Origin of the sequence: Klebsiella sp. GW_Kp182, from assembly GCF_040062275.1 — a bacterium.
In the GTDB taxonomy this organism is placed as follows: domain Bacteria; phylum Pseudomonadota; class Gammaproteobacteria; order Enterobacterales; family Enterobacteriaceae; genus Klebsiella; species Klebsiella michiganensis.
Genome location: NZ_JBEAFQ010000002.1, coordinates 170436 through 196630, shown reverse-complemented (window position 1 = coordinate 196630; position 26195 = coordinate 170436). Strand labels below are relative to the sequence as shown.

General features: G+C 53.7%; 26 protein-coding genes. 16 read left to right on the top strand and 10 right to left on the bottom strand.

Annotated features, from left to right (window positions below; genetic code table 11):
- Positions 1-2 precede the first annotated feature (2 nt).
- The 3 genes from qatD (at position 3) to ABLU88_RS03000 (ending at position 4065) form a co-directional block, all read left to right on the top strand.
- Positions 3-755: a Qat anti-phage system TatD family nuclease QatD gene (qatD, locus tag ABLU88_RS03010; RefSeq protein ID WP_348836150.1), complete on the top strand. Its 753-nt coding sequence runs from the start codon at positions 3-5 to the stop codon at positions 753-755.
- Between the two features lie 253 nt (positions 756-1008).
- Positions 1009-2682 carry a retron Ec67 family RNA-directed DNA polymerase/endonuclease gene (locus ABLU88_RS03005; RefSeq protein ID WP_348836149.1) on the top strand — a complete coding sequence of 558 codons (1674 nt, stop codon included), beginning with the start codon at positions 1009-1011 and terminating at the stop codon, positions 2680-2682.
- 272 nt (positions 2683-2954) lie between these two features.
- Positions 2955-4065, top strand: a protein-coding gene (locus tag ABLU88_RS03000; RefSeq protein ID WP_348836148.1) for an IS3 family transposase whose coding sequence is annotated in 2 segments (ribosomal slippage) — positions 2955-3208 and positions 3207-4065 — 1113 coding nt in all. Because the reading frame shifts where the segments join, the coding sequence is not laid out codon by codon here.
- A 147-nt stretch (positions 4066-4212) separates the two neighbouring features.
- On the opposite strand, the gene ABLU88_RS02995 is transcribed toward ABLU88_RS03000, so the two are convergent.
- Positions 4213-4515 carry a helix-turn-helix domain-containing protein gene (locus ABLU88_RS02995; RefSeq protein WP_348836147.1) on the bottom strand — a complete coding sequence of 101 codons (303 nt, stop codon included), beginning with the start codon at positions 4513-4515 and terminating at the stop codon, positions 4213-4215.
- 4 nt (positions 4516-4519) lie between these two features.
- Positions 4520-4861 (bottom strand): type II toxin-antitoxin system RelE/ParE family toxin, encoded by a 342-nt coding sequence (locus tag ABLU88_RS02990; protein WP_348836146.1) that lies wholly within the window; start codon positions 4859-4861, stop codon positions 4520-4522.
- Positions 4862-5448: 587 nt separating this feature from the next.
- Between ABLU88_RS02990 and ABLU88_RS02985 the strand changes: the two genes are divergently transcribed.
- The 9 genes from ABLU88_RS02985 to ABLU88_RS02945 all read left to right on the top strand — a co-directional run bounded on the left by ABLU88_RS02985 (position 5449) and on the right by ABLU88_RS02945 (position 14101).
- Positions 5449-5949, top strand: coding sequence for a LuxR C-terminal-related transcriptional regulator (locus ABLU88_RS02985; RefSeq protein WP_009653324.1), 501 nt, complete (start codon positions 5449-5451; stop codon positions 5947-5949).
- A gap of 39 nt (positions 5950-5988) precedes the next feature.
- Positions 5989-6531, top strand: coding sequence for a type 1 fimbrial major subunit FimA (gene fimA, locus ABLU88_RS02980; protein WP_014229989.1), 543 nt, complete (start codon positions 5989-5991; stop codon positions 6529-6531).
- 72 nt (positions 6532-6603) lie between these two features.
- Positions 6604-7143 (top strand): fimbrial protein, encoded by a 540-nt coding sequence (locus ABLU88_RS02975; RefSeq protein WP_014838896.1) that lies wholly within the window; start codon positions 6604-6606, stop codon positions 7141-7143.
- A gap of 76 nt (positions 7144-7219) precedes the next feature.
- A complete protein-coding gene (locus tag ABLU88_RS02970) occupies positions 7220-7900 on the top strand; it encodes a fimbria/pilus periplasmic chaperone (RefSeq protein WP_170927896.1) in 681 nt (226 codons plus the stop codon).
- A 74-nt stretch (positions 7901-7974) separates the two neighbouring features.
- Positions 7975-10602, top strand: a complete 2628-nt coding sequence (locus ABLU88_RS02965) for a fimbrial biogenesis usher protein (protein ID WP_285924261.1) — start codon at positions 7975-7977, stop codon at positions 10600-10602.
- A 10-nt stretch (positions 10603-10612) separates the two neighbouring features.
- Complete coding sequence (locus tag ABLU88_RS02960; RefSeq protein ID WP_014229993.1) at positions 10613-11140, top strand: fimbrial protein; 528 nt, start codon at positions 10613-10615, stop codon at positions 11138-11140.
- Positions 11141-11152: 12 nt separating this feature from the next.
- Entirely contained in the window at positions 11153-11656 is a 504-nt protein-coding gene (locus ABLU88_RS02955; RefSeq protein ID WP_025106063.1) for a fimbrial protein, read from the top strand.
- Positions 11657-11673: 17 nt separating this feature from the next.
- Positions 11674-12579 carry a fimbrial protein gene (locus ABLU88_RS02950; protein WP_014229995.1) on the top strand — a complete coding sequence of 302 codons (906 nt, stop codon included), beginning with the start codon at positions 11674-11676 and terminating at the stop codon, positions 12577-12579.
- Entirely contained in the window at positions 12566-14101 is a 1536-nt protein-coding gene (locus ABLU88_RS02945; RefSeq protein ID WP_177342565.1) for an EAL domain-containing protein, read from the top strand. The genes ABLU88_RS02950 and ABLU88_RS02945 overlap by 14 nt, the downstream gene beginning before the upstream one ends.
- Here the strand turns inward: ABLU88_RS02945 and ABLU88_RS02940 are convergent.
- Entirely contained in the window at positions 14080-15408 is a 1329-nt protein-coding gene (locus ABLU88_RS02940; RefSeq protein ID WP_014838902.1) for a 6-phospho-alpha-glucosidase, read from the bottom strand. The genes ABLU88_RS02945 and ABLU88_RS02940 overlap by 22 nt on opposite strands.
- Positions 15409-15419: 11 nt before the next feature.
- Entirely contained in the window at positions 15420-16952 is a 1533-nt protein-coding gene (locus ABLU88_RS02935) for a PTS transporter subunit EIIC (RefSeq protein ID WP_025106061.1), read from the bottom strand.
- A 259-nt stretch (positions 16953-17211) separates the two neighbouring features.
- On the opposite strand from ABLU88_RS02935, the gene ABLU88_RS02930 reads away from it, so the two are divergent.
- Positions 17212-17910 carry a GntR family transcriptional regulator gene (locus tag ABLU88_RS02930; protein WP_014229998.1) on the top strand — a complete coding sequence of 233 codons (699 nt, stop codon included), beginning with the start codon at positions 17212-17214 and terminating at the stop codon, positions 17908-17910.
- Between the two features lie 92 nt (positions 17911-18002).
- On the opposite strand, the gene ABLU88_RS02925 is transcribed toward ABLU88_RS02930, so the two are convergent.
- The 4 genes from ABLU88_RS02925 to ABLU88_RS02910 all read right to left on the bottom strand — a co-directional run bounded on the left by ABLU88_RS02925 (position 18003) and on the right by ABLU88_RS02910 (position 21315).
- Positions 18003-18341, bottom strand: a complete 339-nt coding sequence (locus tag ABLU88_RS02925) for a DUF1869 domain-containing protein (protein ID WP_049079461.1) — start codon at positions 18339-18341, stop codon at positions 18003-18005.
- 1 nt (position 18342) lies between these two features.
- Positions 18343-18675, bottom strand: a complete 333-nt coding sequence (locus ABLU88_RS02920; RefSeq protein WP_049079460.1) for a DUF1971 domain-containing protein — start codon at positions 18673-18675, stop codon at positions 18343-18345.
- A 206-nt stretch (positions 18676-18881) separates the two neighbouring features.
- On the bottom strand, positions 18882-20807 hold the full coding sequence (locus tag ABLU88_RS02915) for an EAL domain-containing protein (protein WP_025106060.1): 1926 nt from the start codon (positions 20805-20807) through the stop codon (positions 18882-18884).
- Positions 20808-20817: 10 nt separating this feature from the next.
- Complete coding sequence (locus tag ABLU88_RS02910; protein ID WP_032693833.1) at positions 20818-21315, bottom strand: molybdopterin-dependent oxidoreductase; 498 nt, start codon at positions 21313-21315, stop codon at positions 20818-20820.
- 303 nt (positions 21316-21618) lie between these two features.
- Here ABLU88_RS02910 and shiA point away from each other — a divergent pair, with 303 nt between their 5' ends.
- Entirely contained in the window at positions 21619-22944 is a 1326-nt protein-coding gene (gene shiA, locus ABLU88_RS02905; RefSeq protein ID WP_025106058.1) for a shikimate transporter, read from the top strand.
- An 18-nt stretch (positions 22945-22962) separates the two neighbouring features.
- Positions 22963-23694 (top strand): lipoate--protein ligase A, encoded by a 732-nt coding sequence (locus ABLU88_RS02900; protein WP_047723384.1) that lies wholly within the window; start codon positions 22963-22965, stop codon positions 23692-23694.
- On the opposite strand, the gene ABLU88_RS02895 is transcribed toward ABLU88_RS02900, so the two are convergent.
- Positions 23687-24604 (bottom strand): LysR family transcriptional regulator, encoded by a 918-nt coding sequence (locus ABLU88_RS02895; RefSeq protein WP_004852363.1) that lies wholly within the window; start codon positions 24602-24604, stop codon positions 23687-23689. The genes ABLU88_RS02900 and ABLU88_RS02895 overlap by 8 nt on opposite strands.
- A gap of 112 nt (positions 24605-24716) precedes the next feature.
- On the opposite strand from ABLU88_RS02895, the gene ABLU88_RS02890 reads away from it, so the two are divergent.
- Entirely contained in the window at positions 24717-25106 is a 390-nt protein-coding gene (locus tag ABLU88_RS02890; RefSeq protein WP_201993982.1) for a tautomerase family protein, read from the top strand.
- Here the strand turns inward: ABLU88_RS02890 and ABLU88_RS02885 are convergent.
- On the bottom strand, positions 25103-26107 hold the full coding sequence (locus ABLU88_RS02885; protein ID WP_049069621.1) for a LacI family DNA-binding transcriptional regulator: 1005 nt from the start codon (positions 26105-26107) through the stop codon (positions 25103-25105). The two genes, ABLU88_RS02890 and ABLU88_RS02885, sit on opposite strands and share 4 nt — an antisense overlap.
- Between the last annotated feature and the right edge of the window lie 88 nt (positions 26108-26195).

Genomic DNA, 26195 nt, shown 5'->3' with positions numbered 1-26195 from the left:
ACATGAATGCAACTAAAGGACTGGTGGATTTCCACTGCCACTTAGATCTCTATCCGGATCATTCTGCGGCTGTAAGAGGTGCGGAAGAAGCCAAAGTATTTACATTAGCAGTCACCACAACTCCCCGTGCTTGGCCGCGCAATCACGAGCTTGCACTACGTACAAAGTATGTTAGAGCAGCGTTAGGATTACACCCTCAATTGATTGCGGAACATGAAAACGAACTTGAGCTATGGGACCAATATCTTACAGAAACACGGTATGTTGGCGAAGTTGGGTTGGATGCTGGTCCTCGTTTTTTCAAGTCGCTAGATGCACAGAAGAGAGTATTTCAGCATATATTGCAGCAATGTGCCCAAGCTGGCGATAAAATCATAACAGTTCATAGTGTTAGGTCAGTCAAAGCTGTACTCGATCTCATCGAAGCCCATTTACCATCAGGGCGCGGAAAAATCGTTCTTCACTGGTTCACTGGAACAACGAACGAGGCAAAACGGGCTTTAGAGTTAGGCTGCTACTTTTCTCTTAATGCGGGAATGCTTAGTAACGCAAAACATATTCCCATGGTACTTTCTATACCGCTGGAGCGGATGCTGACGGAAACTGATGGTCCATTCACCCGTACCGGTGACAGACCGTCACAACCTGCAGATGTAGCAAATGTTGTAGCAGAGTTGGCTCGTTTACATGGACTATCTATAAGCGATATTGTCAGCCTTATTCGCAATAACTTACGAAGTTTACTGAGTGGTTGAAAACAAACACTATTTGCAGCTTGAGGTAAAAACGGTCAACTTGTGGTGCTCCAAACTGGTTCTTGATTTTTTCTGGTCAATATGTTAAAAAGTGCTTGGTCTATAAGCAGATTTTGTGTCGCGTATCGCGATAAGTGAAGAAAAGGTTGGAGACAACCGCCCCATAGCAATCAGGGAATCGCCGCCAGAATGATTGACCTTAGTGCGGTAAGAGTGCTTATAGACCTTTTATATTTACTATATACTAAATATTATGTCAAAACTAACAGAAATATCACAATTACAAAGTTTGAGGGATGTGGCAATATTCCTTGGTTGTGAGCCAAAAAACTTAGCCTATTCACTATATTTTGAGAAAAACAAATACAAATCCTTTGAGATTCATAAGAAAAGTGGTGGAGTGAGAATTATAAATGCACCGAATGAAAAATTAAAATCGCTACAAAAAATACTTGCCTGCCAGCTAAGTGAATGCTTGGAAGAAATATATGGGATGCATAGAGGTAATAAAATATCACATGGATTTACGAAAGGGAAAACAATAATAACAAATGCAAGCAAGCATAGGAATAAACGTTTAGTATTTAATATTGATTTGACGGATTTTTTTGGCACAATAAATTTTGGCCGAGTGCGTGGTTTTTTTATTAAAAATAATTATTTCAATTTAAATGAGAAAGCTGCAACGATCTTAGCACAAATCGCCTGCCATGAAGGGAGATTACCTCAAGGAAGTCCTTGTTCGCCCGTAATTTCGAATCTTATATTGAATATTCTTGACGTTCGTTTAGCAAAACTGGCTTCTACAAATAGTTGCACGTATACTCGATATGCAGATGATCTCACATTCTCTACAAATAAAACTGATTTTCCATCTGATATTGTAAGGCAAAGTGCAAAAAATACATGGATTCCGGGTAGGCGGGTTAGGAAAGAAATTCTCCGTTCTGGATTCTCTGTTAACGATAAAAAAACTAGATTACAGTATTGTGATTCGCGACAAGATGTTACGGGGTTAGTTGTAAACAAAATTGTGAATGTTCCATCGGAATACCGGCGCACTGTAAAGTCGATGGTTCATCAATTGTTCAACACAAATGAGTTTTACTTAAAACTATCTGATGGTGAAAGCCTTGAAGGGTCACAAGAGCAGTTAGGCGGGATGTTAAACTATATATACAGCACAAGAAAAATAACCATTCATCATGGTAAAGTTAAAAGAGATGCTAAGGGCAGTGTATTATTAGATGCTAGTGATCGGATGTATGCTGACTTTTTATTTTATAAATATTTTGTTGCTAATAATAAGCCGATAATTATCTGCGAAGGGAAGACTGATGTTGCTTATATGAAATATGCAATAAAATCCAGAAGCAATCACTACCCAAGTTTGATAGAAGAGACGGAAGGCAAAAAACTACTGAAAATACAGATACTAGCAGCAACTAATATAGTTAATCACTTGTTAGATTTATTGAATGGAACCAGCTCGATAAAAAAATTCATTGAATCATATGATGGAAAATTAAAAAAATACAAAAAACCCTTATTAAAAAACCCAGTCATCATTCTTACTGATAATGATAGCGGAAGTTCTAATTTAGTCCCGACTATAAGGGGAAAATACAAGAACGCAGAAGAGAAAGATGGATTTTATTTCATAACAAAGAATTTATACTTAATTAAGACTCCACTCATAAACGGTAATGATAGTAGCAAAATAGAAGACTTTTTCACAGAAGAATTGTTATCTAGAAAACTGGATGGGAAAACATTCCATCCGGACAATGATACAGATAATACAATGCATTATAGTAAAAGTGTCTTCGTGGAAAAAATAATTAGAAAAGAATATAAATCTATAGATTTTTCTGGATTTGATTCAATATTAAATTTTATAACTAATGTTATATCTACGCATAAATAATGCTACCAGTCATCAATTATGTGAAAACCGCTCAAACCGTCAACTGGAGCGGTATTCAGAAAATTGGACAGCATTTTCAATCTAACCCCACACACAACCGAAGCTCAGCCGCTTTTGCTAGTTTAATAACCCCAAATCATAGTACTCGACTTGTGTACAGAAATAAAAAAGCAGAAAAAATAGGTGGTCATTCTGTAAGCATCCCGGTAAAGCGGACCATTCACATTTAGAGATCTTCCTGCATGCTGATTATGTTCCTGGAGGAGATCGCCATGCGCAAAGCCCGATTCACCGAACACCAGATCATTGCCGTTCTGAAGTCCGTCGAAGCCGGACGCACCGTCAAAGATGTGTGCCGCGAAGCCGGGATTTCTGAGGCCTCGTACTACAACTGGAAAGCGAAGTTCGGCGGTATGGAAGCCTCTGATATCAAAAAGATGAAGGACCTCGAAGATGAAAACCGCCGGTTGAAACAGATGTTTGCGGACCTGAGTCTCGAGTTCCGCGCATTGAAAGACGTTATTGAAAAAAGCTTTAAAACCAGCGATAAAGCGTGAGCTGGTCAGCTATCTGACCGCGCAGTTTGCCATGAGCTTACGTCAGGCATGCAGGATATTGTCGCTGAGCAGGACGGTATTTCGTTATCAGCCGGTTACGCAACGTGATGAGCCAGTCATTATGGCGCTGACCGTGGCGGCTGAACGCTATCCACGATACGGATTTAAAAAGCTTTTTCAGGTGCTGCGCAGGCAGGGCAAAAGCTGGAATCATAAGCGCGTTCACCGGATTTACTGCCTGCTGAAACTGAATTTTCGCCGTAAGGGAAAACAGCGCCTGCCAGTGCGTAATCCGGCTCCGCTGGCGACGCCAGAGGCGATGAACCAGAGCTGGTCCATCGATTTTATGCACGATGCGCTGGTGTACGGCAGACGCTTCGGGACCTTCAACGTGGTGGATGATTTTAACCGCGAAGCACTGGCGATCGAAATTGACCTGAATATCCCGGCGCAGCGGGTCGTGAGAGTGCTGGACAGGATCGTGGCAAACCGCGGATATCCGCTAAAGATGCGGATGGATAACGGTCCGGAACTGGTCTCGCTGACGCTGGCACAATGGGCAGAAGAGCATGGTGTGATGCTGGAGTTTATCAGGCCCGGCAAGCCAACGCAGAATGCCTTTATCGAACGGTTCAACCGGACATACAGAACAGAAATAGTGGATTTTTATCTGTTCAGAACACTGAATGAAGCACGGGAAATTACAGAGCGCTGGCTGGCTGAATATAACGGCGAGCGCCCCCACGAATCCCTGAATAACCTGACACCGGAAGAGTACCGACTGATGCCTGAAACCCCGGAAATCTCAAAAAGTGCGTGGAACTAAAACGGGTGTGCTTACAAAGATATCTTCCCGCCTGGCAGGCCCTTCATTTTTTTATCATTAAAATGACAGGTCAGGAAATGGCAACAAAATCAGAACAATTCAGACGGATGAAAGGGGGTGACGCCCCACTTCAGGGAGCGTCTGTGTTTACAGTACAAATCCGTAGTGGGAACCATCAGGCAGTTCAACATCAAGGCGCAGTTTACCGCCGGTCGCTTCAACGTAGCGTTTAAGCGTGGAGAGCTTCAGGTCACGCCCTGGTTTTTCCATTACTGCAACGGTCGGTTGTCTGATGCCCAGCGCCTGCGCCATTTCCACCTGAGTTTTCTGGACTTTTTCACGCAGTTCGGCGAGGTGGATATTGAGCAGGATGTCTGCCGCCATCGCCTGAGCTTCGGCCGCGACTTCGGTTTTTTCATCCGTAATAAGCAGTTCCAGCGTTCTGCCCATCGCGTTACGCCTTCTCTTTAAGTGTGTTCAACCAGCTCGTGAACTCCCGATCGGCAATCGGGAGCATCTCATCGTAAAAACGCTTTTCACTACCGACCTTATTTCCGGCACAAAGCACAATACCTGTCCTGGCCGGGTTAAAAGCGAAAAACGCCCGAATCGGATCGCCCCGGCTTTGAATACGCAGCTCTTTCATGCTGCCGTAGCGGGAGCCTCTAAGCGTATCGGCATACGGTCTGGACAAACCCGGCCCCTTTTCCCGCGGGACCAACAGCGCTGCAAGCACGCTGGCTCGATCGGTATCATCGAGCGAGGCAAACGTATCCGTTGTTTTAATCGTCCACACGGGACCTCCCGAATAATATAGGTTAAGTCCTAAGCACCCTGGAGGATTTAGGCCACCGGTAAGAAAGGGAGATGCTTATTTTCCCCTGACGCTTATGGGGCCGAAAAATAAAGCTGAAAATCGCAGACGGTGAGATATTTGATGCTATCGGGATGTATCAGCTGAAAGCGTCCTGAAGACAGCGTAAAAGCGAGAATCTGCACACCTCTATAGGGATATACACAGGCAGATAAAAAGAAATCTGATTGGCTAAAGATAAAGATGTCAGACGTTTATCAAGGAATGTTCCCTAAGAAAATTCCAATACAAAGAGTGTGCCTATTGTTCAGAGCTTAATGATAACTCAACCCTATCATTTTTAATTTACAAAAACCTATAAAAAAACAAATTATAAACCTTTAACGCCATTTACAATTAAAATCACAAACAAAACACCCACAAAATGATAACTTTGTAGTGGTTACATCTTTTAGAGCCTCAGCTGCATGCCTCATTGAGACGGGTGATGTTAGATTACTCTCAATTCGCTGAATGGTTTTATTAACGATGAGTTAAAGGTCAACCCAAGGATGAGATCGCGTTCAGATATGAATCTATCAACTAATATTTTATCTAAGGATAAATATTTCACTCTGGGCCTGATTGAACTGCTTGGAGTAGAGTTTATTGACAATTTCTTTTTGATTATAGATTTGGACTCTAACGACCTTTCGGGTTCGGAGTGGATTTATTTTTCAAATAAAAACATTGTTGCCTTCGCATCCAGCGACTTAGCTTTTTATAAGTCCGAGCTATTTGAAAAAATAACCGTACTGGACAAAAAAAGTAATACCAGAAGCATCCTGAATTTCTTTTTAAAGAAAGAAACCTCAGGAAATTATCATACAAAGTACCGGCTAAGCCTGCGTGAAAAGCAGATGTTAAGCATGTTAAGCAGAGGGGAAAGCAACCAGGAGATCGCAGAAGAGTTTGGCGTGAAACTTAAGACTATTTATACGCACCGCCGCAACCTGATGAATAAATTAGGTTGTAAAAACAGGATTACGTTTCAAAAGTTATTTTTCAACAATAAATGTTTTTTTAAGTGAAGCATAGCTTCAGGATTATTCATAAACAGGAGTTTTATCATGAACAAATTAGCACTTATCGTTATTTCAGCACTGTCCCTGAGTTCTGCTGCGGCTCTGGCCGATACCGTTACGGTGAACGGCGGTACGGTGCATTTTAAAGGGGAAGTGGTTAACGCGGCCTGCGCAGTCGATGCTGGTTCTATCGACCAGACCGTTCAGTTAGGCCAGGTTCGTTCTGCAAAGCTGGCGACCGCAGGTAACACCAGCACGGCTGTCGGCTTCAATATCCAGCTGAATGATTGTGATACCACCGTCGCCACCAAAGCCTCCGTCGCGTTTACCGGCACGGCGATTGACAGCGCCAACCCAACGGTACTGGCCCTGCAGAACTCCGCTGCGGGCGGCGCGACTAACGTCGGCGTACAGATCCTTGACCGTACCGGTACCCCGCTGGCGCTGGATGGCGCCGCCTTCGGCGCGCAAACCACGCTGAACGATGGCACTAACGTTATCCCGTTCCAGGCTCGCTACTACGCGACTGCCGCAGCCACTGCCGGTACCGCTAACGCTGACGCCACCTTTAAAGTGCAGTACGAGTAATTTTTTCATCAGGCAGGGAAGCGCGTCGGGCCAGGACGGCCCGTTATCCGAATAAGAGTAAGGGTGATAACGATGCAAAGAATGAAGTCTGGTCTGTTGATTTTATTGCTCCCACCGCTGGCGCTGGCAGGAAACCAGTGGGACACCATGCTGCCCGGCGGGAACATGCGCTTTCAGGGGATAGTCATTGCCGAGTCCTGTCGCGTTGAAGCGGGCGACCGGCAGATGACGGTCAAGATGGGGCAAATCAGCAGCAATCGGTTTCATTCGGCCGGGGAGGACACCAATCCCGTCCCCTTCGATATTCACCTGCAGGAGTGCAGTACCGCCGTGAGCCAGCGCGTTGGCGTGGCGTTTCACGGCGTCGCCGATGGTAAAAATCCGGACGTCCTCTCGGTTGGCGAGGGTCCGGGGATCGCGACCGGCATTGGCGTTGCCCTGTTTGATAAAACCGGCAGTCAGATCCCGCTCAATGCGCCCGCAGGGGCATGGACGCAGCTGCACACGGGGCCAACGACGCTGCATTTTGTCGCCAAATATCGTTCCACCGGGAATCAGGTCACCGGAGGAGCGGCAAATGCTCAGGCCTGGTTCTCCCTGACCTACCAGTAATCAGCGCCGGTAACAGGAATTCACCGTGAGAAAGAAAGAGATAAGCATGAAAAATAGACGGGCTACCACGCGCGGGATGCGCGGTTTACTGGCAGGACTCCTGCTGCTCTCCACCGCCGGTTTTACCGCTCAGGCGCAGGCCGGCGTGGCGCTGGGCGCGACCCGCGTGATTTATCCGGCCGGACAGAAACAGGCTCAGCTGGCGGTGACCAATAACGACGACAGCACCTATCTGATCCAGTCATGGGTAGAGAACGCCGATGGCGCGAAAGACGGGAGCTTTGTCATTACCCCGCCGCTGTTCGCCATGCAGGGGAAGAAAGAGAATACTCTGCGCATCCTCGATGCCACCAACGGCCGGCTGCCGCAGGACCGGGAAACGCTGTTCTGGATGAACGTCAAAGCAATTCCATCGATGGATAAATCAAAGCTCAGCGAAAACACGCTACAGCTGGCGATTATCAGCCGTATCAAGCTTTATTACCGCCCGGCCAAACTGGCGCTACCGCCGGATCAGGCCGCGGAAAAGCTGAAGTTCCGCCGCAGCGGAAGCTCACTCACGCTGATTAACCCAACCCCTTATTACCAGACGGTCACCGAGCTCAACGCCGGAACCCGGGTGCTGAAAAATGCGCTGGTCCCGCCGATGGGCGAAGCCAGCGTCAGTTTACCGTCCGATGCAGGTCGCGAGATTACATACCGGACGATTAACGACTACGGCGCACTCACCCCGCGTATGAAAGGCGTCATGCAGTAACTGACCGGGGAGCAGCGCTCTCCCCCTGAACGAAAAAAATAACGATGGCCGGGCGACTTTGGACCGGAGGGACTATGTCACATCTGAAATATGGACTCGACCACTTGGGCTCCCGGCGAATGACTCCAGGATCTGCTCGCGTATTCGCGCAGATCCCTCTTGCCCTTTTACTTTCCTCACCGGCTTTTTACGCGCAGGCGGAGCTCTATTTCAACCCACGCTTTCTGGCGGACGATCCCGCCGCCGTGGCGGATCTGTCCGGTTTTGAAAAGGGCCAGGAGCTGCCGCCGGGTACCTATCGCGCGGATATCTACCTGAATGACGGGTATATGACCACCCGCGATATCACCTTTAATGCCGCTGAAAAGGGCCACGGGCTGGCCCCCTGCCTGACCCGCGGACAGCTGGCCAGCATGGGCGTGAATACCGCGGCCATTGCCGGAATCGACGTGCTGGCGGCGGATGCCTGCGTACCGCTAACCGAGATGATCAAGGACGCCACCACCCGCTTTGATGCCGGGCAGCAGCGGCTGTATCTGACCGTGCCCCAGGCGTTTATGGGCAACCGCGCCCGCGGCTATATTCCGCCTGAGCTCTGGGACCACGGAATTAACGCCGGGCTACTGAACTACAACTTCACCGGCAACAACGTGCACAACGACGTCGGCGGCAGCAGCAACTACGCGTACCTGAACCTGCAGAGCGGGCTGAACCTCGGCGCCTGGCGCCTGCGCGACAACACCACATGGAGCTACAGCAGCAGCGGCAGTTCGACGACCAATGAAAACAAATGGCAGCATATCAACTCGTGGCTTGAGCGTGATATTACGCTACTGCGTTCGCGCCTCACGCTGGGCGATAGCTACACCAACGGCGACGTCTTTGACGGCATTAACTTCCGCGGCGCGCAGCTAGCTTCCGACGACAATATGCTGCCGGACAGCCAGAAGGGGTTCGCCCCGGTCATTCACGGGATTGCCCGGGGCACGGCTCAGGTATCGGTCAAACAGAACGGCTATGAGATCTACCAGAGCACGGTGCCGCCCGGCCCGTTTACCATCAACGATCTCTACGCCGCAGGCAACGGCGGCGACCTGCAGGTGACCATCAAAGAGGCCGACGGCAGCAGCCAGGTGTTCACCGTCCCCTACTCGTCCGTTCCGGTGCTCCAGCGCGAGGGCCATACCCGCTATGCCGTTACCGCCGGTGAGTACCGCAGCGGCAGCAATCAGCAGGAGAAACCGAAGTTCTTCCAGGGCACCCTGCTGCACGGCCTTCCGGCGGGCTGGACGCTGTACGGCGGCACCCAGCTGGCGGACCGCTACCGCGCCTTTAACCTCGGCGTGGGGAAAAACATGGGTGACCTGGGCGCGCTGTCGCTGGATGTCACCCAGGCCAACGCCACCCTGCCCGATGACAGCGAGCATCAGGGGCAGTCGGTGCGTTTCCTCTATAACAAGTCGCTGACGGATACCGGCACCAATATTCAGCTGGTGGGCTACCGCTACTCGACGCGCGGCTACTTCAGCTTCGCCGATACCACCTACAGCCGGATGAGCGGCTACAACGTCGAGACCCAGGACGGGGTGATTGAAGTGAAGCCTAAATTCACCGACTACTACAACCTCGCTTACAACAAGCGCGGCAAAGTGCAGCTTAGCGTCACCCAGCAGCTGGGGCGCACCGCCACGCTCTACCTGAGCGGCAGCCACCAGACCTACTGGGGCACCGGCAAGGCCGATCAGCAGCTTCAGGCAGGACTCAACGCCGCCATCGACGATATCAACTGGACGCTCAGCTACAGCCTGACCAAAAACGCCTGGCAGCAGGGGCGCGACCAGATGCTGGCGGTCAACGTCAATATTCCGTTCAGCCACTGGCTGCGTTCCGACAGCAAATCGGCCTGGCGCCACGCCAGCGCCAGCTACAGCATGTCCAACGATCTGAACGGCAGAACCACCAGCCTCGCCGGGCTGTACGGCACGCTGCTGGAGGGCAACAACCTGAGCTACAGCATGCAGACCGGCTACGCCGGCGGCGGTGAGGGCAACAGCGGAGGCACCGGCTACGCGGCGCTGAACTACCGCGGCGGCTACGGCAACGCCAACGTCGGCTACAGCCGCAGCGACGGCATCAAACAGCTGTACTACGGCCTGAGCGGCGGCGTGCTGGCCCACGCCGACGGCGTCACGCTGAGCCAGCCGATGAACGACACGGTGGTGCTGATCAAAGCCCCCGGCGCAGACAACGTCAAAGTGGAAAACCAGACCGGGGTTCAGACCGACTGGCGCGGCTACGCCGTGCTGCCCTACGCCACCGAATACCGGGAAAACCGGGTGGCGCTGGACACCAACAGCCTGGCCGATAACGTCGACCTGGACGATGCGGTGGCCAGCGTGGTGCCGACCCACGGCGCGATTGTCCGCGCGGAGTTTAAAGCCCACGTCGGGCTCAAGCTGCTGATGTCTCTCATCTACAACGGTAAGCCGGTTCCCTTCGGCGCGCTGGTGACTTCTGACGGCAGCCAGGCCAGCAGCATCGTCGCCGATAACGGCCAGGTCTACCTGAGCGGGATGCCCCTGGCGGGCAAAGTGCGGGCGAAATGGGGCGAAGGTCCGAACGCCAGCTGCGAGGCTGACTACAGCCTGCCGCCGGAAAAACAGAACCAGATGCTGATCCCGCTGTCCGCCGAGTGCCGCTAAGGAGACCATGATGAGAAAAACCCTGTATCTGCTGAGCGCCCTCGTATCGCTGGCGGTCAACAATGCCAGCGCGGCGGACAGCACCATCACCATCAGCGGCTACGTTCGGGATAACGCCTGCGCCGTGGCGGGCGAGTCGAAAGATTTTACCGTCGACCTGATGGATAACGCCGCGAAGCAGTTCCATGCGGTTGGGGCGACCACGCCGCTGGTGCCGTTTCGTATCGTGCTGTCGCCCTGCGGCAGCTCGGTTACCGCGGTGAAGGTCGGCTTTGTTGGCGTTGCCGACAGCATCAATACCGACCTGCTACAGCTCGACGGCGGCGCCTCAGCGGCGGCGGGGATGGGCGTGCAGATCCTTGACGCGCAGCAGACGGCGCTGCCGCTCAATGCCGCATCGTCAGCGATCCCCTGGACCACGCTGACCCCCGGCCAGACCAACACGCTGAACTTTTACGCCCGGCTGATGGCCACCCGGGTACCGGTGACCGCCGGACACGTTAATGCAACCGCAACATTCACGCTTGAATTTCAGTAACCGGAGGCGCTGATGAACCCGACCTATTCCGGATGGCTGCTGGCCGCGATGCTGGCGGCGTCCTCCCCGACGCTACAGGCCGCCGACGTCACCATTACCGTTAACGGCAAAGTGGTGGCCAAACCCTGTACCGTTTCCACCGTTAACGCCACCGTCGATCTCGGCGATCTCTATACCTTTAGCCTGGTCTCCGCCGGCGCCGCTTCGCCCTGGCACAGCGTGGCGCTCACCCTGAGCAACTGCCCGGTCGGCACGTCGCGGGTCACCGCCAGCTTCAGCGGTACGGCGGACGCCACCGGCTATTACAAGAACCAGGGTACCGCCGGCAACATCCAGCTTGAGCTGCAGGATGAGGGCGGCACCACGCTGAACACCGGCGCGAGAAAAGAGGTACAGGTCGACGACGCCACCCAGTCCGCCAGCTTCCCGCTACAGGTCAGAGCGCTGACGGTCAACGGCGGTGCGACGCAAGGAACTATTCAGGCGGTGATTAACGTCACCTATACCTACGCCTGAGCCAGGAGAACAGAGTAATGAAAAAGATAATCACCCTGCTGTTAACGCTGCTGCTGGCGGGCTGGTCGCTTAACGCCTGGTCGTTCGCCTGTAAAACCGCCGCCGGGGTGACAATCCCCATCGGCGGCGGATCGGCGAATGTTTACGTGAACCTCGCGCCGGCGGTCAGCGTCGGGCAGAACCTGGTGGTGGATCTCTCGACGCAGATTTTCTGTCATAACGACTTTCCGGATTCCATGATCGACTACGTAACGCTGCAGCGCGGCTCGGCCTACGGCGGGGTGCTGTCGAGCTTTTCCGGCACCGTCAGGTATAACGGCATCAGCTACCCGTTTCCAACCACCAGCGAAACGGCGCGTATGACCTATAGCTCCATTGTTGATAGCCCCTGGCCTACCGTCCTCTATCTGACGCCCGTCAGTAGCGCAGGCGGCGTCGCCATTTCCGCCGGGTCGTTGATCGCGGTCCTGATCCTGCGTCAGACCAACAACAAGGATAACGACGACTTCCAGTTTGTGTGGAACATTTACGCCAACAATAACGTCGTGGTGCCAACCGGCGGCTGCGACGTTTCTGCTCGCGATGTGACGGTGACGCTGCCGGAATATCCCGCATCCGCCGCCATTCCGCTGACGGTTTACTGCGCGCAAAACCAGAATCTGGGCTATTACCTCTCCGGCACCACGGAGAACGCGGGCAACTCGATATTTACCAATACCGCCTCAGCGTCCCCTGCCCAGGGGGTGGGCGTTCAACTGACGCGCAACGGTAGCGTCGTACCCGCCAACAGTACGGTGTCGTTAGGCAACGTAGGCACCTCGGCGGTCAGCCTCGGATTAACCGCCAACTACGCGCGCACCAGCGGGCAGGTGACCGCGGGTAACGTGCAGTCGATTATCGGAGTGACTTTTGTTTACGAATAATCTCCCGCCCCCCGGCGGCGGGCAGCCGCTCGTCGCTATCCTGTCGCCCTGTTCGCTGGCTGCCGAGGGGCTGAGCGGGATAATAGCGAAGGGAGGAGCCAGGCCCGTTGTGCTGCCCCCGGAGACGCCGCCCCTGCCTGCCGGCGTTCGCCGCGTGGTGGTGTTTCTCCCGGAAGGCCCCGCCGGGCTACTGGCAACCCTGAAGCGAGCCGCCGCGCTGCTGGCGCGGTCCCCCACGCCGCTGCCCATGCTGTTCCTGAGCCGCAGCCCGGCAAGCTGGCTGTGGCCCACCCTGGTGCATCAGGTCGCAGACCGGCGTTTGCTTACCGCCGTACGGGCCGCCGCTTCCGATTTGCCGGTCCCCTGCCTGGCGGCGCTGCTGCGCGACGCCGTACTCGAAGAATACCCCTCTCTTGAGCAGCTGGCAGAGGATGAGACGCGAGCGCTCGGCAAGCGCCCCGCCGGGATCACCCGGCCGGAGCTGGACGCTATCCTCGGTTTACTCTGCGGCTACCGCGCCAGCGCTCAGGCTCAACGCCGCGGCATCAGCCACAAGACGCTCTACAATCAAAGAACCGCAGGATTAAAAAAAATGGTGGAACACCACCCTGAAATGGCCGCCCGCTTTCCCGGCAGCCAGATAAGAGACCAGAAAAGCGAGAGCATCGCCGCCCTTTCCGCTTTCGAGCGTGAACTTGTCCATGCGATCCACAGCCGCCAGATTTTTCCGGTATTTCAGCCCATTACCGATGAACACCATCAGGTAAAGGGAATGGAGATCCTCTCCCGCTGGAACCGAAACGGCAGCGTGCTGGCTGCCGGCGATTTTTTACCGCAAATACGCTCGGAATATGCCTGGCTGGTGCTCACCGCGTTTGTCCTTCAGGAAGCGGTGCAGAATATTAATCAGCATTCCGGCGAGTGTTATTTCGCCGTGAATATTCCCGCCGCCGTCGCCGGCAACGAGAACCTGCTTCGCATGATGGAAACCGCGCGCCAGCAGCTGCGTCAGCCGCACAGGTCGCAGAGGCTGGTGCTGGAGTTTGCTGAAAATACCGACCTCAACGGTCACGGCAAAATCGCCGAAAATATCGCCCGCCTGCAAAAGCGCGGCTTCCCTATCATGCTTGATGACTGCTTCTCGCAAAGCAGCGTGATGTTTCCGGTGCGCACGATGAGATTCAGCGCTTACAAGCTGGATATGAGCATCGTCAACGATATGCAGCGCGATCCGCACGCGCTGGCGCTGATCAGAAGCCTTATCTTCTACTGCCAGCTGACCGGCAGCCGCTGTATTGCCGAAGGCGTAGATAGCCTGGAGAAATTCAACAAACTGCAGGCGCTGGGAGTCGACCGCTTTCAGGGCAACTACCTCTCGGCGCCGGTAGGCAGGGAGAACGTGGCGGAGCTTCTTCAGCCGCTTTCGGGCGAGGCGGAGCATCGCGCCGGCATCGCGATACCGGTAACGCCCGATGGGAAACATCGGGCATTGGCGATACATCAGCGCAGCTCCGGCCAGTAGCCACGGTTGGCGACGATCAGTTCATCAAGGATAGCTTTTGCGACCGAAGCGCTGGGTACCGTTTTGGACAGGGTCATCGCCTGCCACAGCTTCTGATAGCTTCCTTCAACCCAGGCGTCGACCACCAGTTTTTCAACCGCCACCTGCTGCTCCATCATCCCCTTTTGAAACAGCGGGATCTTACCCATCGCCAGCGGCTCGGGGCCATTAACGCCCACCAGGCAAGGCACTTCAACCATCGCGGTATCGTCAAAATTCGCGATAGCGCCGTTGTTTTCCACAATCAGCAGCATTCTCTCCTGGGTGTTAAAGGCGATGGCGCAGGCGAGGTCGACAATAAAGGTCGCATGCGCCCCGGCATGGAAATGCGCCTCTTTGGCACTTTGCCGGGCGACGATCTCTCTGGCCATATCAAACACCTCCTTCTCTCTCCCCGCCATCACTTCATTGGCGCGAGTAAAGTCAGGGTCTGAATGGGCAACCTCATAGTCGGCATAAAAATAGTACTTCAGATAAGTATTGGGTAACGTATCGGTATCCAGCGCAAAAACGTCCTTCACCTTTTTGAAGGTCTCAATCCAGCTCGGCGCTTTATGCTGAAAATCCTCTTTCGGACTGCAATAGCCCAGCTCGGCAACGTGGTTTTTTAACGCCGGCATTAAATCGTTGCCGGCCTTATCGGTAATGCTGGTCCACCAGCCGAAATGGTTGAGACCAAAATAACGGACGTTCATCTCTTTACGCGATTTCAGCCCGAGAATATCGGCGAATAACCCTTCAATAGCCACCGGCATATCGCAGATATTAATAATTTTGGCCGTCGGGCGTAGTCGACGCGTGGCCTCGGCAACGATCGCCGCCGGATTGGAATAGTTGAGCATCCACGCGCCCGGCGAATACGTTTCCATGTAGTCAACCAGCTCAAGGACGCCGGCGATAGAGCGCATACCATAAGCGATACCGCCCGGGCCGCAGGTTTCCTGGCCAATCACGCCATATTTAAGCGGAATTTTCTCGTCTTTCTCGCGCATCTCATAGAGGCCGACGCGAATATGCGCCATCACGAAATCGACGCCCGTAAAGGCTTCCTGCGGGTCGGTGGTGAAGCTAAAAGCAACGTGCGGATAATGTTCAGCCACCAGAATCGCACAGGCTTCGCCAATCACGCGCTGGCGATCGTGATGATTATCATAGAGACGAATTTCGCTTAACGGAAACCTGTCCATATTTTCCAGCAGCATCATAACAATCCCTGGGGTATACGTACTGCCGCCGCCGGCTATGGTCACAACGAATTTATTTTTCATCTTCCACCTCATTATTCATGTACATCTAAATAGCGATTCACGGCATTACGGATTTTATTAACCCCTAAACCATAAATAACCTGAACGTGATTGCCTTTGATAATGACGCTGGTACCGCCGCTGGTCTTCAGAATCTGTTCCTGAATTAATGCGGGGTCCCGCACGTCAACCCGAAGCCGCGTAAAACAGTTCTCGACCGAACAGACATTTTCTTTGCCGCCAAGGCCCAGAATGACCTGCTCGCCGGAAGCCCTGTCAGGCGCGCTTACGCTTGCCGGTTGGTTAGCCCCCTCCCCCTGCTGCTCCTGGCCCGGTGTACGCATTTTGAAACGCAGAATCAGAAACTTACCGATATAAAACATCGTCGCGGTTTCCATTAACCCCAGCGCGACAAACACAGGCCAGCGCGTGAGGTGCGCTCCCGCCGGAATGTTGTAAACAATAAAATCGATAATGCCGTTGGTGGCGCAGACCCGCACATCCAGCAGCCACGCCAGCATCTGGAAAAAACCGTCCAGTAATGAATAAACCAGCCATAGCAACGGTGCGGTAAAGATAAATAAAAACTCAAAAGGTTCGGTGATCCCCACCAGGAATGAAGTCACAATCAAAGGAATCAGCGTGATTTTCAACTTTTGCTTATTTTCCGGCCTGGCGGTTGTATAAAAGGCCAGGGCCATTCCGGCGGTACCGAAAATTTTCACCATACCGTAGGTGAGAAATCGCGCCGAGTCGCTTAACGGCCCAGCGCTATGGGCAATTTCAGCGAGGAAAATCGGTTTTGCCCCCACCACCGTCTGGCCATCAATCAACAGCTGTCCGCCAATGGAGGTAAAGACAAAGGGCGACCAAATCAGGTGGTGTAGCCCGGTCGGGATAAGAAAACGATTGAGAAAACCGTACAGAAAAACGCCGGCGGCGCCGAAGGTTTTCATCACCCCGGTCAGCGCCGATATGCCATGTTCAACAATCGGCCAGACGTACACCGTGGCGATGGCAAACACGCCGACCAGCGGGATCATTACGATCAGAACCAGCTTGCTGTTGCCATAAATTGAGAATGCGCCGCGAAACTCGATATCGACAAAGCGGTTATGAATGAAAGCCACCGCGCAGCCCAGAATGATGCCAAGAAACACGCCCATATCAATGACCTGGAAGCCAAAAATAAAGGTTTGCCCGCTGCCGTAAAGCTGCGCGTTGCTGCTCCCCTCAACAAGCCGCCCGGTCAGAGTAAGCCAGCTATTGTTGGCCGCCAGGTACATAAACCAGGTCATTGCGGCAACAAAAGCCGCTTCCGCTTTTCGGGTTTTTGCCAGCCCGCTGGCCAGCCCGAGGCAAAAGAAGAAGCCAAGATTGTTCATGATGGCCCAGAGCATGCTGGAAACATATTTCCCCAGCAGATAAAGCGAGCTCTCTTCCGCGACCCAGATTTTATTGGTTGTCATACTAAACAACGCAATCAGCAGACCAATAACCGGCAGATACAAAACCGGCCCAATCATGGCCTTCGAAAAATCCTGTAATTTTTTTACCCCGATCATCCTCACCCCCTGTCCCGCACATCGGCCGTCAGCGCCCGATACATGCGTTTCAGCCTATGCGCCGGCAGACATAATTCAGAGCGGTGAAATCGTCATCTGTGATGAAAGTCATATCTCTCTTGCGGCAACAGATATATAAGTAAAAGCAGATAAATAGATGACAGAGACAAAACAACGCCCCGCAATGACAAAAATATGTTAATTATTAACAAGATAAAATGATAATCCGCTGACAGAACACACCACGAGAAATCTATAAGTGATATATAAAACAATCGCAGACAGGCTAAAAAATCGCATCAATAGCGATGAATTCGAGGTGGGAGATGCGCTACCGAGTGAAAAAGCGCTGGCCGGGGAGCTGCAGGTCTCCGTCATGACCCTGCGCAAGGCGCTCACGCTGCTGGAAAGTGAGAAGCTGATCGTCAAACGCCACGGCAGCGGTTCATACGTGGCGCGTAAGAGCAATTATCGCGGCGGGGAACTTGACGGCTTCAACTACCAGATGCACATCGGCGGCGTCACCAACTATCGCAATAAGGTCATTGAGTTCACGATGCTTGATGCGCCTTTGGCTATCGCACAACAGTTGAAAATTGAGCCGGGAGAGAAGGTCTATTACGTCAGACGCATTCGGATGATTGACGACGTACCTATTCTGATTGAGAACAGCTATATACCGGTGGCGATTTTTCCCTGGCTAAGCGTTGGAAATCTGGAAAGATCGAAATTTAACTATTTCAAGAAAGAGTGCAATATCACCATCCTGGAGAGCCACCGCAGCTATACCCCGGTTCTGGCCACCCGGGAGCAAGCAGAGCTCTTACAGGTTCCACAAAACAGCCTGCTGCTACGGGTGCAGTCGATCAGCTATGCCCATAACAATACCATTGTTGATTTATCCGACATTTACCAGAATACCAACAAATACAATGTTAAACATATTACGCGCCGCTAAATACCGCGGGATACGGCTGACGCAGGCCACCGAGAGCCGTCCAGCGTCAGCTGACGATAGACGGCAGCTGACGATTCTGCGTCGGCAAACGATTACCAGCCGCAGACGTTAGTCTCTTCGTCGGACTCGTAGCCGCGGACAATATTAATCAGATCTTTTACCGCATCGGCCGCCGTCTGCGGATCCTGCAGCTCAGCCAGAGAAGCAAACTCGCTATCGACCGAGACGCCGTTATTATTGTTGGTCACCGTCAATATAAACCCCTTTCCTCCGGCGTTTTCCACCGACAGCGTGGAAATAAGCTCAGCCACGGCCTGGGTGGCGATATCAGGGACATACAGGGCCATCGGCTTAAGATACACTTTTTCTTTTTTATCTTTATTATTCCCGTTGATCAGCGCTAACGCATAGCCTTTATTTTCACTGTTCATATTATCCCTCGATAAGAATTTTAGGATCAACGTAAAAGTCCACGTTAAATACGGTATCCTCGGTTAACGCCTCGATGCGGTGCCACTTTTCGGGCGGAAAAACGCCAAATTCACCTTCGGCAATGGTCAGGGTTTCCACCGGTTCCGCGCTGGTTTCATCGGCATATCCGAGATAGCGTATCGCCCCTCGCATCACCGACAGGCGCGGATAGACGCCCTGCCGGGTACCGGCATCCAGATGCCGCTTCCAGATTGAGGCCGGCGCCGTCCGCTTCGTCCACAGCGGCGTGCTCCGGGTATGCACATAGTGGGTAGGAATAATGATTCGCTGCATGATTTCGCCTCTCTTAACGCACCACATATACGGTCGAAAATGGGAAAATATGTTGCATATGATATACCCCTTTTAATCATTGCGGGTATTATTTTTTACCGATACGTTTTCCTACCCCTTATTGTACTCATTAGGGATTAGATCTATTTAAAAAATAAATATGGGCGATTTTAGATAAACTAGAACCGCCCATATTAAAAGGCAAATTACTTATTTTCAGGTGAACTGAGCGGTCCCGGTTTACCGATTAAATACCCCTGTACCAGGTCACAGCCTAATTTGCGTAAGGACTCCAGCTGCTCTTCTGTTTCGACACCTTCGGCCACGATGCGCATATGCAGGCTTTTACCCATGCTGATAATCAGCCGCACGATATCGAGGTCATCTTTCTGATCGGGAATGTTAATCACAAAAGAGCGGTCGATTTTTATCTTATCGAACGGGAAGTAGCTTAGCCGCGATAGCGAAGAATAGCCGGTGCCAAAATCATCAATGGAGATCTGCACCCCGAGCTCGCGCAGCTGGCTCAGGATCTCGAGAGAACGGGTATTTTCGTTAAAGACGTCAGACTCGGTAATTTCCAAATCCAGCCGATACGGATCCAGCCCGGTTGTTCTTAAGATGGTTACCACGGTATCGGTCAGTGAACTGTTCATTAACTGAACCGGCGACACGTTAACCGACACTTTGAGCGGCGACGACCAGCTGGCGGCCGCTTCGCAGGCGGTTCGCAGCACCCACTCGCCCAGCTGATTAATCAGGCCAATCTTTTCCGCTACCGGAATAAATTCGGTCGGCGGGACGCTGCCGCGCAGCGGATGAAACCAGCGCACCAGCGCTTCGTAGCCGTAGATTTCACCGTTCATGGTGTCGGCTATCGGCTGGTAGTAAACCCTGAACTCACCTTTGTTCAGCGCCTGCATCAGGTCATCTTCAAAGGATTTATTCTCCTGCTGGCGCTGAAGCAGTCCGGGACGGAATACCTGAACGTTGCCGGAACCCTCTTTTTTCGCTTCATACAGCGCCAGGTCGGCGCATTTGTATAAATAGTCGGTACGGCTTTCCCCGTCAGAGATCACAATCCCGATACAGGCGCCAATCTGGATCAGCGAGTCGTAAATCTGATACGGCTGGCTGATCTTTTCCCGGATCACCTTCGCCCGCTCCAGCGCCATCTCTTCGGTTAAATCATGGGAAACCAGGGCAAACTCGTCCCCTCCCAGCCGGTAGAGCGTTTCTGACGTTTTGCGAAAAAAGGAGAGACGGCTGGCCAAATCCTGCAGCAGCTTATCCCCGGCATCGTGACCCTGGGTATCGTTGACGTCCTTGAAATTATCCAGGTCAAACAGCATCACGACCGCCGAGCCGTTATAGGGCCGCACCTGATTGACGACCTCCTGCAGACGTTGCCAGAAAGAGAGACGGTTGGGCATCCCGGTCAGCGAATCATGATAGGCATCGTACTGCAGACGGCGGTTCTGCACCTGAAGCTTTTCTTTTGAGGCCTGCAGGTCGGTCGCCAGTAATTTCATCCGCACGTGGGCGCGACGCAGGGTGTTATTCTGCTTCAGCATCAACAGCCCGAGCGTGATACAGAGAACAATCAGCAGAATGGAAATCGCCGAATAGATGTAATAGAGATTTTGTATTTTATCGTGGGTCAGATTAACCAGATTAAAATCCTGGGCGAGCGAGGTGGACGCGAGTGAGGTCAACGGCCCGTCCAGGGTACTCATCTCCTGCAGCATCAGCTTCAGCTGCGCTGTCGTCATGGTGTCCAGCTGCTTATCCAGCCGGTCCAGAAGATCAATCAGGCTGTTAACTATTGCCTTACGGTGAGGATCTTTGCCGATAAACTTTCCCAAATCACCCTGCTGCAGCAGCGCAATCTGGCTCATCATAATTTCCAGACGCAGGCGCACCTCATCGTGGTCGCTTCCCTTCACCCCCAGCCCCATCGCGCTGAGTCGCGCCTCGAGGCGCATGTACTCGGAGACTATCTGGGAAACGGACCACGAATCAGTATAACGGGTTAATTTTTGCAGCTCACTTTGCCGCTCATGCACCAGATAAGTAATGTAACCGGTCACAATGAAGAGCGACAAAATAATGGCAGTGAGTATTCGATTCAAGATCAAACCCTTACTCAATTATAATCTTCGAAACCTGCCATGCCGAACGGGAATAATAAATCTGATTCTGCAATTCCGGGCTACTGTCGTAAGGATAAACAATAAATAAGGGCCCTTTATCACGAATGCGCATATATTCGCCGTTCATTTTTAAAGCCAAAATTACCGGAAATTTATGAAAGTCGTCCAGGGGGACAATCGTGGTGTAATCGTTGAGCGCCAGCACCCGGGCTGACTTGCCTTTGGCGCCGACTAAATCCATGAGTTTACTGAGGGAAATGCCGTCAAAGCGGACCTTGCCCGAATACCATGGCGTGGTCGTCACCAGCGTTTCCATCCCCAGCTTTTCTAATGCGGCGACATCAAAAACGGCGGTATCGCCCTCATTCGTATTAGCAATCAGGCCGGAAATAGTTAAAACGGGTTTGCCGACAGGCGCTGGCAGTTTTTCTGCAAAAGCGGAAGGCGAAACCATGACACAAAATAAAGCTGCAAAAATTAAACGCATTTAACTCACCCTTCCGAAATTGGAGACTTGTTAATTGTAAACCATTTAAGTCATTTCTTAAAAGGTGTCCCCGTTGGGTTCAAAAATTAAAATTAAAAACAATAAGCGAAGTCCTAAGCTCGCATTCTGAACGGGCTACAAGGGCGTTCATCCCCCGGCGAAGCAAACGCTTTATGCCTTTAAACGCCCAGAGCAGGTAAAAATCTTTTCACATGCCCTTCTGCGCGGTAGTCTCAGGACAGGCGCGAATTCGGAAAGCGTCTCATTCCAATAATTAAAAACTCAGCAACAGACAGGACAGGTATGGACTCAACGTTAATTTCTCAGCGCCCCGGCAAGGAGGCATGTTCACTCAACCGCGCCCGCAGAGCGGCCTGGGGCAGCTTCGCCGGGGCCGTGGTCGACTGGTACGACTTTCTTCTCTATGGCATCACCGCCGCGCTGGTATTTAACCGGGAATTTTTCCCGCAAATCAGCCCGGCAATGGGCACCCTCGCCGCCTTTGCCACCTTCGGCGTCGGCTTCCTCTTCCGCCCGCTGGGCGGCATTATCTTCGGCCATTTCGGCGATCGCCTCGGGCGCAAACGCATGCTGATGCTGACGGTATGGATGATGGGGATCGCCACCGCCTGTATCGGTCTGCTGCCCTCCTTCAGCCAGATTGGCTGGTGGGCGCCGGTTCTGCTGGTCCTGCTGCGCGCCGTCCAGGGCTTTGCGGTGGGCGGCGAATGGGGCGGCGCGGCTCTGCTGGCGGTAGAGAGCGCGCCGAAAAATAAGAAGGCGTTCTACAGCAGCGGCGTGCAGGTGGGCTACGGTGTCGGATTGCTGCTCTCTACAGGGCTGGTGTCGCTGATAAGCTCCTGCACCACCGATGAACAGTTCCTCAGCTGGGGCTGGCGTCTGCCGTTCCTGTTTAGCGTCGTGCTGGTGCTGGCGGCGCTCTGGATCCGCAACGGCATGGCGGAATCCGCCGAATTTGAACAGCAGCAGCGCGAACAGCAGCTGCAGCCGAAGAAAAAGCGGCTGCCGGTCGTGGAAGCGCTGTTCCGCCATCCGGGCGCGTTCTTAATGATTATCGGCCTGCGCCTGTGCGAGCTGCTGACGATGTATATCGTCACCGCCTTCGCGCTTAACTATTCCACGCAGAATCTCGGCCTGCCGCGCGAGCTGTTTCTGAATATTGGCCTGCTTGTCGGCGCCATCAGCTGCCTGACGATCCCCTGCTTCGCCTGGCTGGCGGACCGCTTTGGCCGTCGCCGCGTCTATATCACCGGGGCGCTGATCGGCACCCTCAGCGGCTTCCCGTTCTTTATGGCGCTCGAAAGCCAGTCATACTTCTGGATCCTGTTTTTCGCGCTTATGCTGGCAAATATTGCGCACGATATGGTGGTTTGCGTTCAGCAGCCAATGTTTACCGAAATGTTTGGCGCCAGCTATCGCTACAGCGGGGCCGGCGTGGGGTATCAGGTTGCCAGCGTTGTCGGCGGCGGTTTCACGCCGTTTATCGCCGCCGCCCTGGTCACCTTATCCGGCGGCGCCTGGCATAGCGTCGCTATCTACTTGACCGCAGGCTGCCTGCTCTCCGCCCTTACGGCGATGCTGATGAAACCCAGCCGCCATGGCGAATAGCGCCGATAAGGAGAAATCATGATTCAGGAACCCTGCTGGCCGCTGCGCTTTAGCCACCAGCAGCTACCGGTTGGTTACTTTGCCGATCCCACCCTTGCCGAGCAGCCGCTGTTTGCCCGGGCGCTCGACGGTGAGGCGGTGGCTCAGCTCTGGCAGGCCCCGCAGGGGTTTGTGGTGCCGGGAAGCTACCGGAAATTTGCCGAACTCCCGGCGGTGAGCGAGCAGTTCGCCGGCCAGGGATGGCCGGTCTGGCAGCGCCGCTCCGGCGGCGGGCTGGTGCCGCAGGGGCCGGGAATTGTCAATCTCAGCCTGGCCTGGCCGGTCTATCACTCGCTGGGCGAAGCCGCAGAGCCGATTTATCTTTTCCTCTGCGGCCTGTTGCAGCGCACGCTGGCGACCTTTGGCGTGGCCAGCCACTGCCGGGCGGTTAGCGGTTCATTTTGCGATGGTCGCTATAATCTGGCCTGCGGCGAGGGCGAGCAGGTGCGAAAAATAGCCGGCACGGCCCAGTACTGGCGACCAATGGCGGAAGGTCGAGGCCATGTGGTTCTCGCGCACGCGGTGGTATTGCTGGATGCCGACCTGGCGGCGGCTCACCGGGCGGCCAATGATTTCGAAGCCCGGCTTGGCAGCGGGCGGGAATACCGCGCCGATAAAACCGTGACCCTGGCGGAGCTGGTTTCAGAAGGCGCCGATTTGCTGCCCCGCTTTCGCGAGGCGCTGGCGCAGCAGCTGGAAAATATCAGCTGAAGGTCGCCTTCAGATAGCGGCTAAACGTCTCTACCGCCCGCGATACGCGCGGCGTGTAGGGGCGAATGACGTACAGACTTTCCGCAAACGCATCCACCGGCCGCCATCCCGGCAGCAGCTCCTGAACCAGCCCGCGGCCAATCGCTTCCCTGGCGCTAAAATCCGGCAGTAAGGCAACGCCCAGCCCCGCCAGCACCGCGTCGCGCAGGGATTCGCTGTTATTGGTGGCAAACGGCCCCTGCACTTTCACGCTCACCCGCTCGTCGTCGCGCTCAAAGGTCCAGTGCGGGCTTTGCGGCCCGCGCGGGTAGGTGAGGCATTGATGCTGACGCAACGCGTCAGGCGAATCGGGGCGGCCAAAGCGGCGAATATAGTCCGCCGAGGCGACCACCAGGGTAGCCGTACGGCACAGCGGCCAGGCCACGTGGGTCTCCGGCAGCAGCTCGCGGCGACAGTGGCGAATAGCAAGGTCGAACCCCTCGCTGGCGAGCGACACCAGTCGGTCGGTCACCTCCAGCTGGAGATGAAGCTGCGGATGCTGGTGCAGAAAAGGGGTGATGGCCGGGACCAGCTGCTGACGTGAAAATGCGACCGGCGCGGTCAGGCGCAGCGTACCGCGCAGGGGGCCGCCTTCCTCGTCGCAGGTGCCGGTAAAGATCTCGCGAATCTGCCCAAACGGCTCGTTCAGCTCCGCCACCAGCCGCAGACCATCTTCGCTTAAGGTCACGCTGCGGGTGGTTCGGTGCACCAGCGTCTTACCGGTAACCCGCTCCAGCTCGCTGATTTTCTGGCTGATGGCGGATTTGCTGACCGCCAGCTTTTCCGCGGCGCGGGTATAGCTTTTTTGCTCCTCCAGCACCGTAAGCCAGTACAGGTGGGTCCAGTAAATTTCCGGGCGGATCTCGCGCATAGTAATTGTTCACAGATAAAAACAATGAGTTCAAATATAGCGGTTTTTGCCGGCTTCAGCACGGGTTAGCATCTCTCTCACTGAGGTAATCCGACAATAAGGACCATCTGCTATGCCATTACTGACGTTTGATATCATTGAAGGACGCAGCGAAAGCGAGATCAAAACCCTGCTGGATGCGGCACATCGCGCCGTGGTGCAGGCGTTCAAGGTGCCAGAGCGCGATCGCTACCAGATTGTTCACGAAAACAAAGCTCATCATATGATTATTGAAGATACCGGGCTGGGGCTGACGCGAAGCCGGGAGGTGGTGGTGGTGAGGGTATATACCAGCCCGCGCAGCGAAGAACAGAAGCAGCTTTTTTATGCCACCCTGCTGGCTGAGCTCCAGGAGCACTGCGGGCTGAGCGGCGATGATCTGATGGTCTCGGTAATCAGCAACCACAAAGGGGACTGGAGTTTTGGCTGCGGCGTGGCGCAGTACATCACCGGCGAACTTTAGCCCTGGCGGCGATGGGACTGGCGCACGATGGGTTCCCCGGTGCGCCAGGTCGCCGACGGCCCTTCAGTTACATCGATGAGCCGATTCAACGCCTCTTCCACCAGCCGCTCGCGCCGCTGATCGTAGGTAGTAAGCTGCCATTCCGGCGCCGCCGCCTCATCGATATTATCGAAACCGACAATACCCATCGTTAAATCGCGCTCGCGCAGCGCCTGAAGCGCGCCTATCGCCAGAATATCGTTTTCACAGAACAGGGCATCCACTCTTTCGCCTGCGGACGTCGCGTCCAGATAGTCGCTCATCGCCGCATATCCCCGGGTACGTAAATACTGTCCGGCAACCAGCAGAGTATCAAGCCGGCAACCTGCCTGCTCCAGCGCCGCTTCGTATCCTTCCATCCTCATTAAATGGTGCGAGGCGGTATCCGGCCCTTTCATATAGCCAAAAGTGCGATGCCCCTGCGCCAGCAGCAGTTCGGCAAGCTGTTTTCCGGCAATCCAGCCGTCAATATTGACCACCTGGATTTCCGGATGATCGGTATTACGGCCAATCTGCACCAGCGGAACGCGATGAATTTCAGTGGCAATCGCGATGAGTTCCGGCGTCAGGACCGTGGCCATAAACAAGATACCATCAACCTGGAGCTGGTAAGCCAGCGCCATCGCCGTGCGGGTGTTTTCTTCGTCGGTAACGTTAATCACCAGCGCCATGTAGCCGCGATTCTGCAGCTGGCGGGTCACTTCGTTAAGCAGTAGCACCATATTGGGATTGCGCAGCTCGTCTACCGCCACGCCGATAATATGCGTTTTCTTTTGCGTCAGGCTACGCGCCAGTAAATTTGGTCGATATCCCAGAATATTAGCGGCTTTCATCACCTCTTCCCGGGTTTTGGGCTGGATAGAAGCCCCGGGGGTAAATGCCCGGGAAACCGTCCATTTGGAGACGCCAGCCAGTAACGCAACGTCGCTGGCGGTCGCTTTTTGTCGTTTAGGGGCGCTCATACTCGGTTTTAACGTTCCTGATAAAAAACATCCAATAGAACGTAAAATACAGCAAGATAAAATCCGCTCAACAAAAAACGCGCCGCGT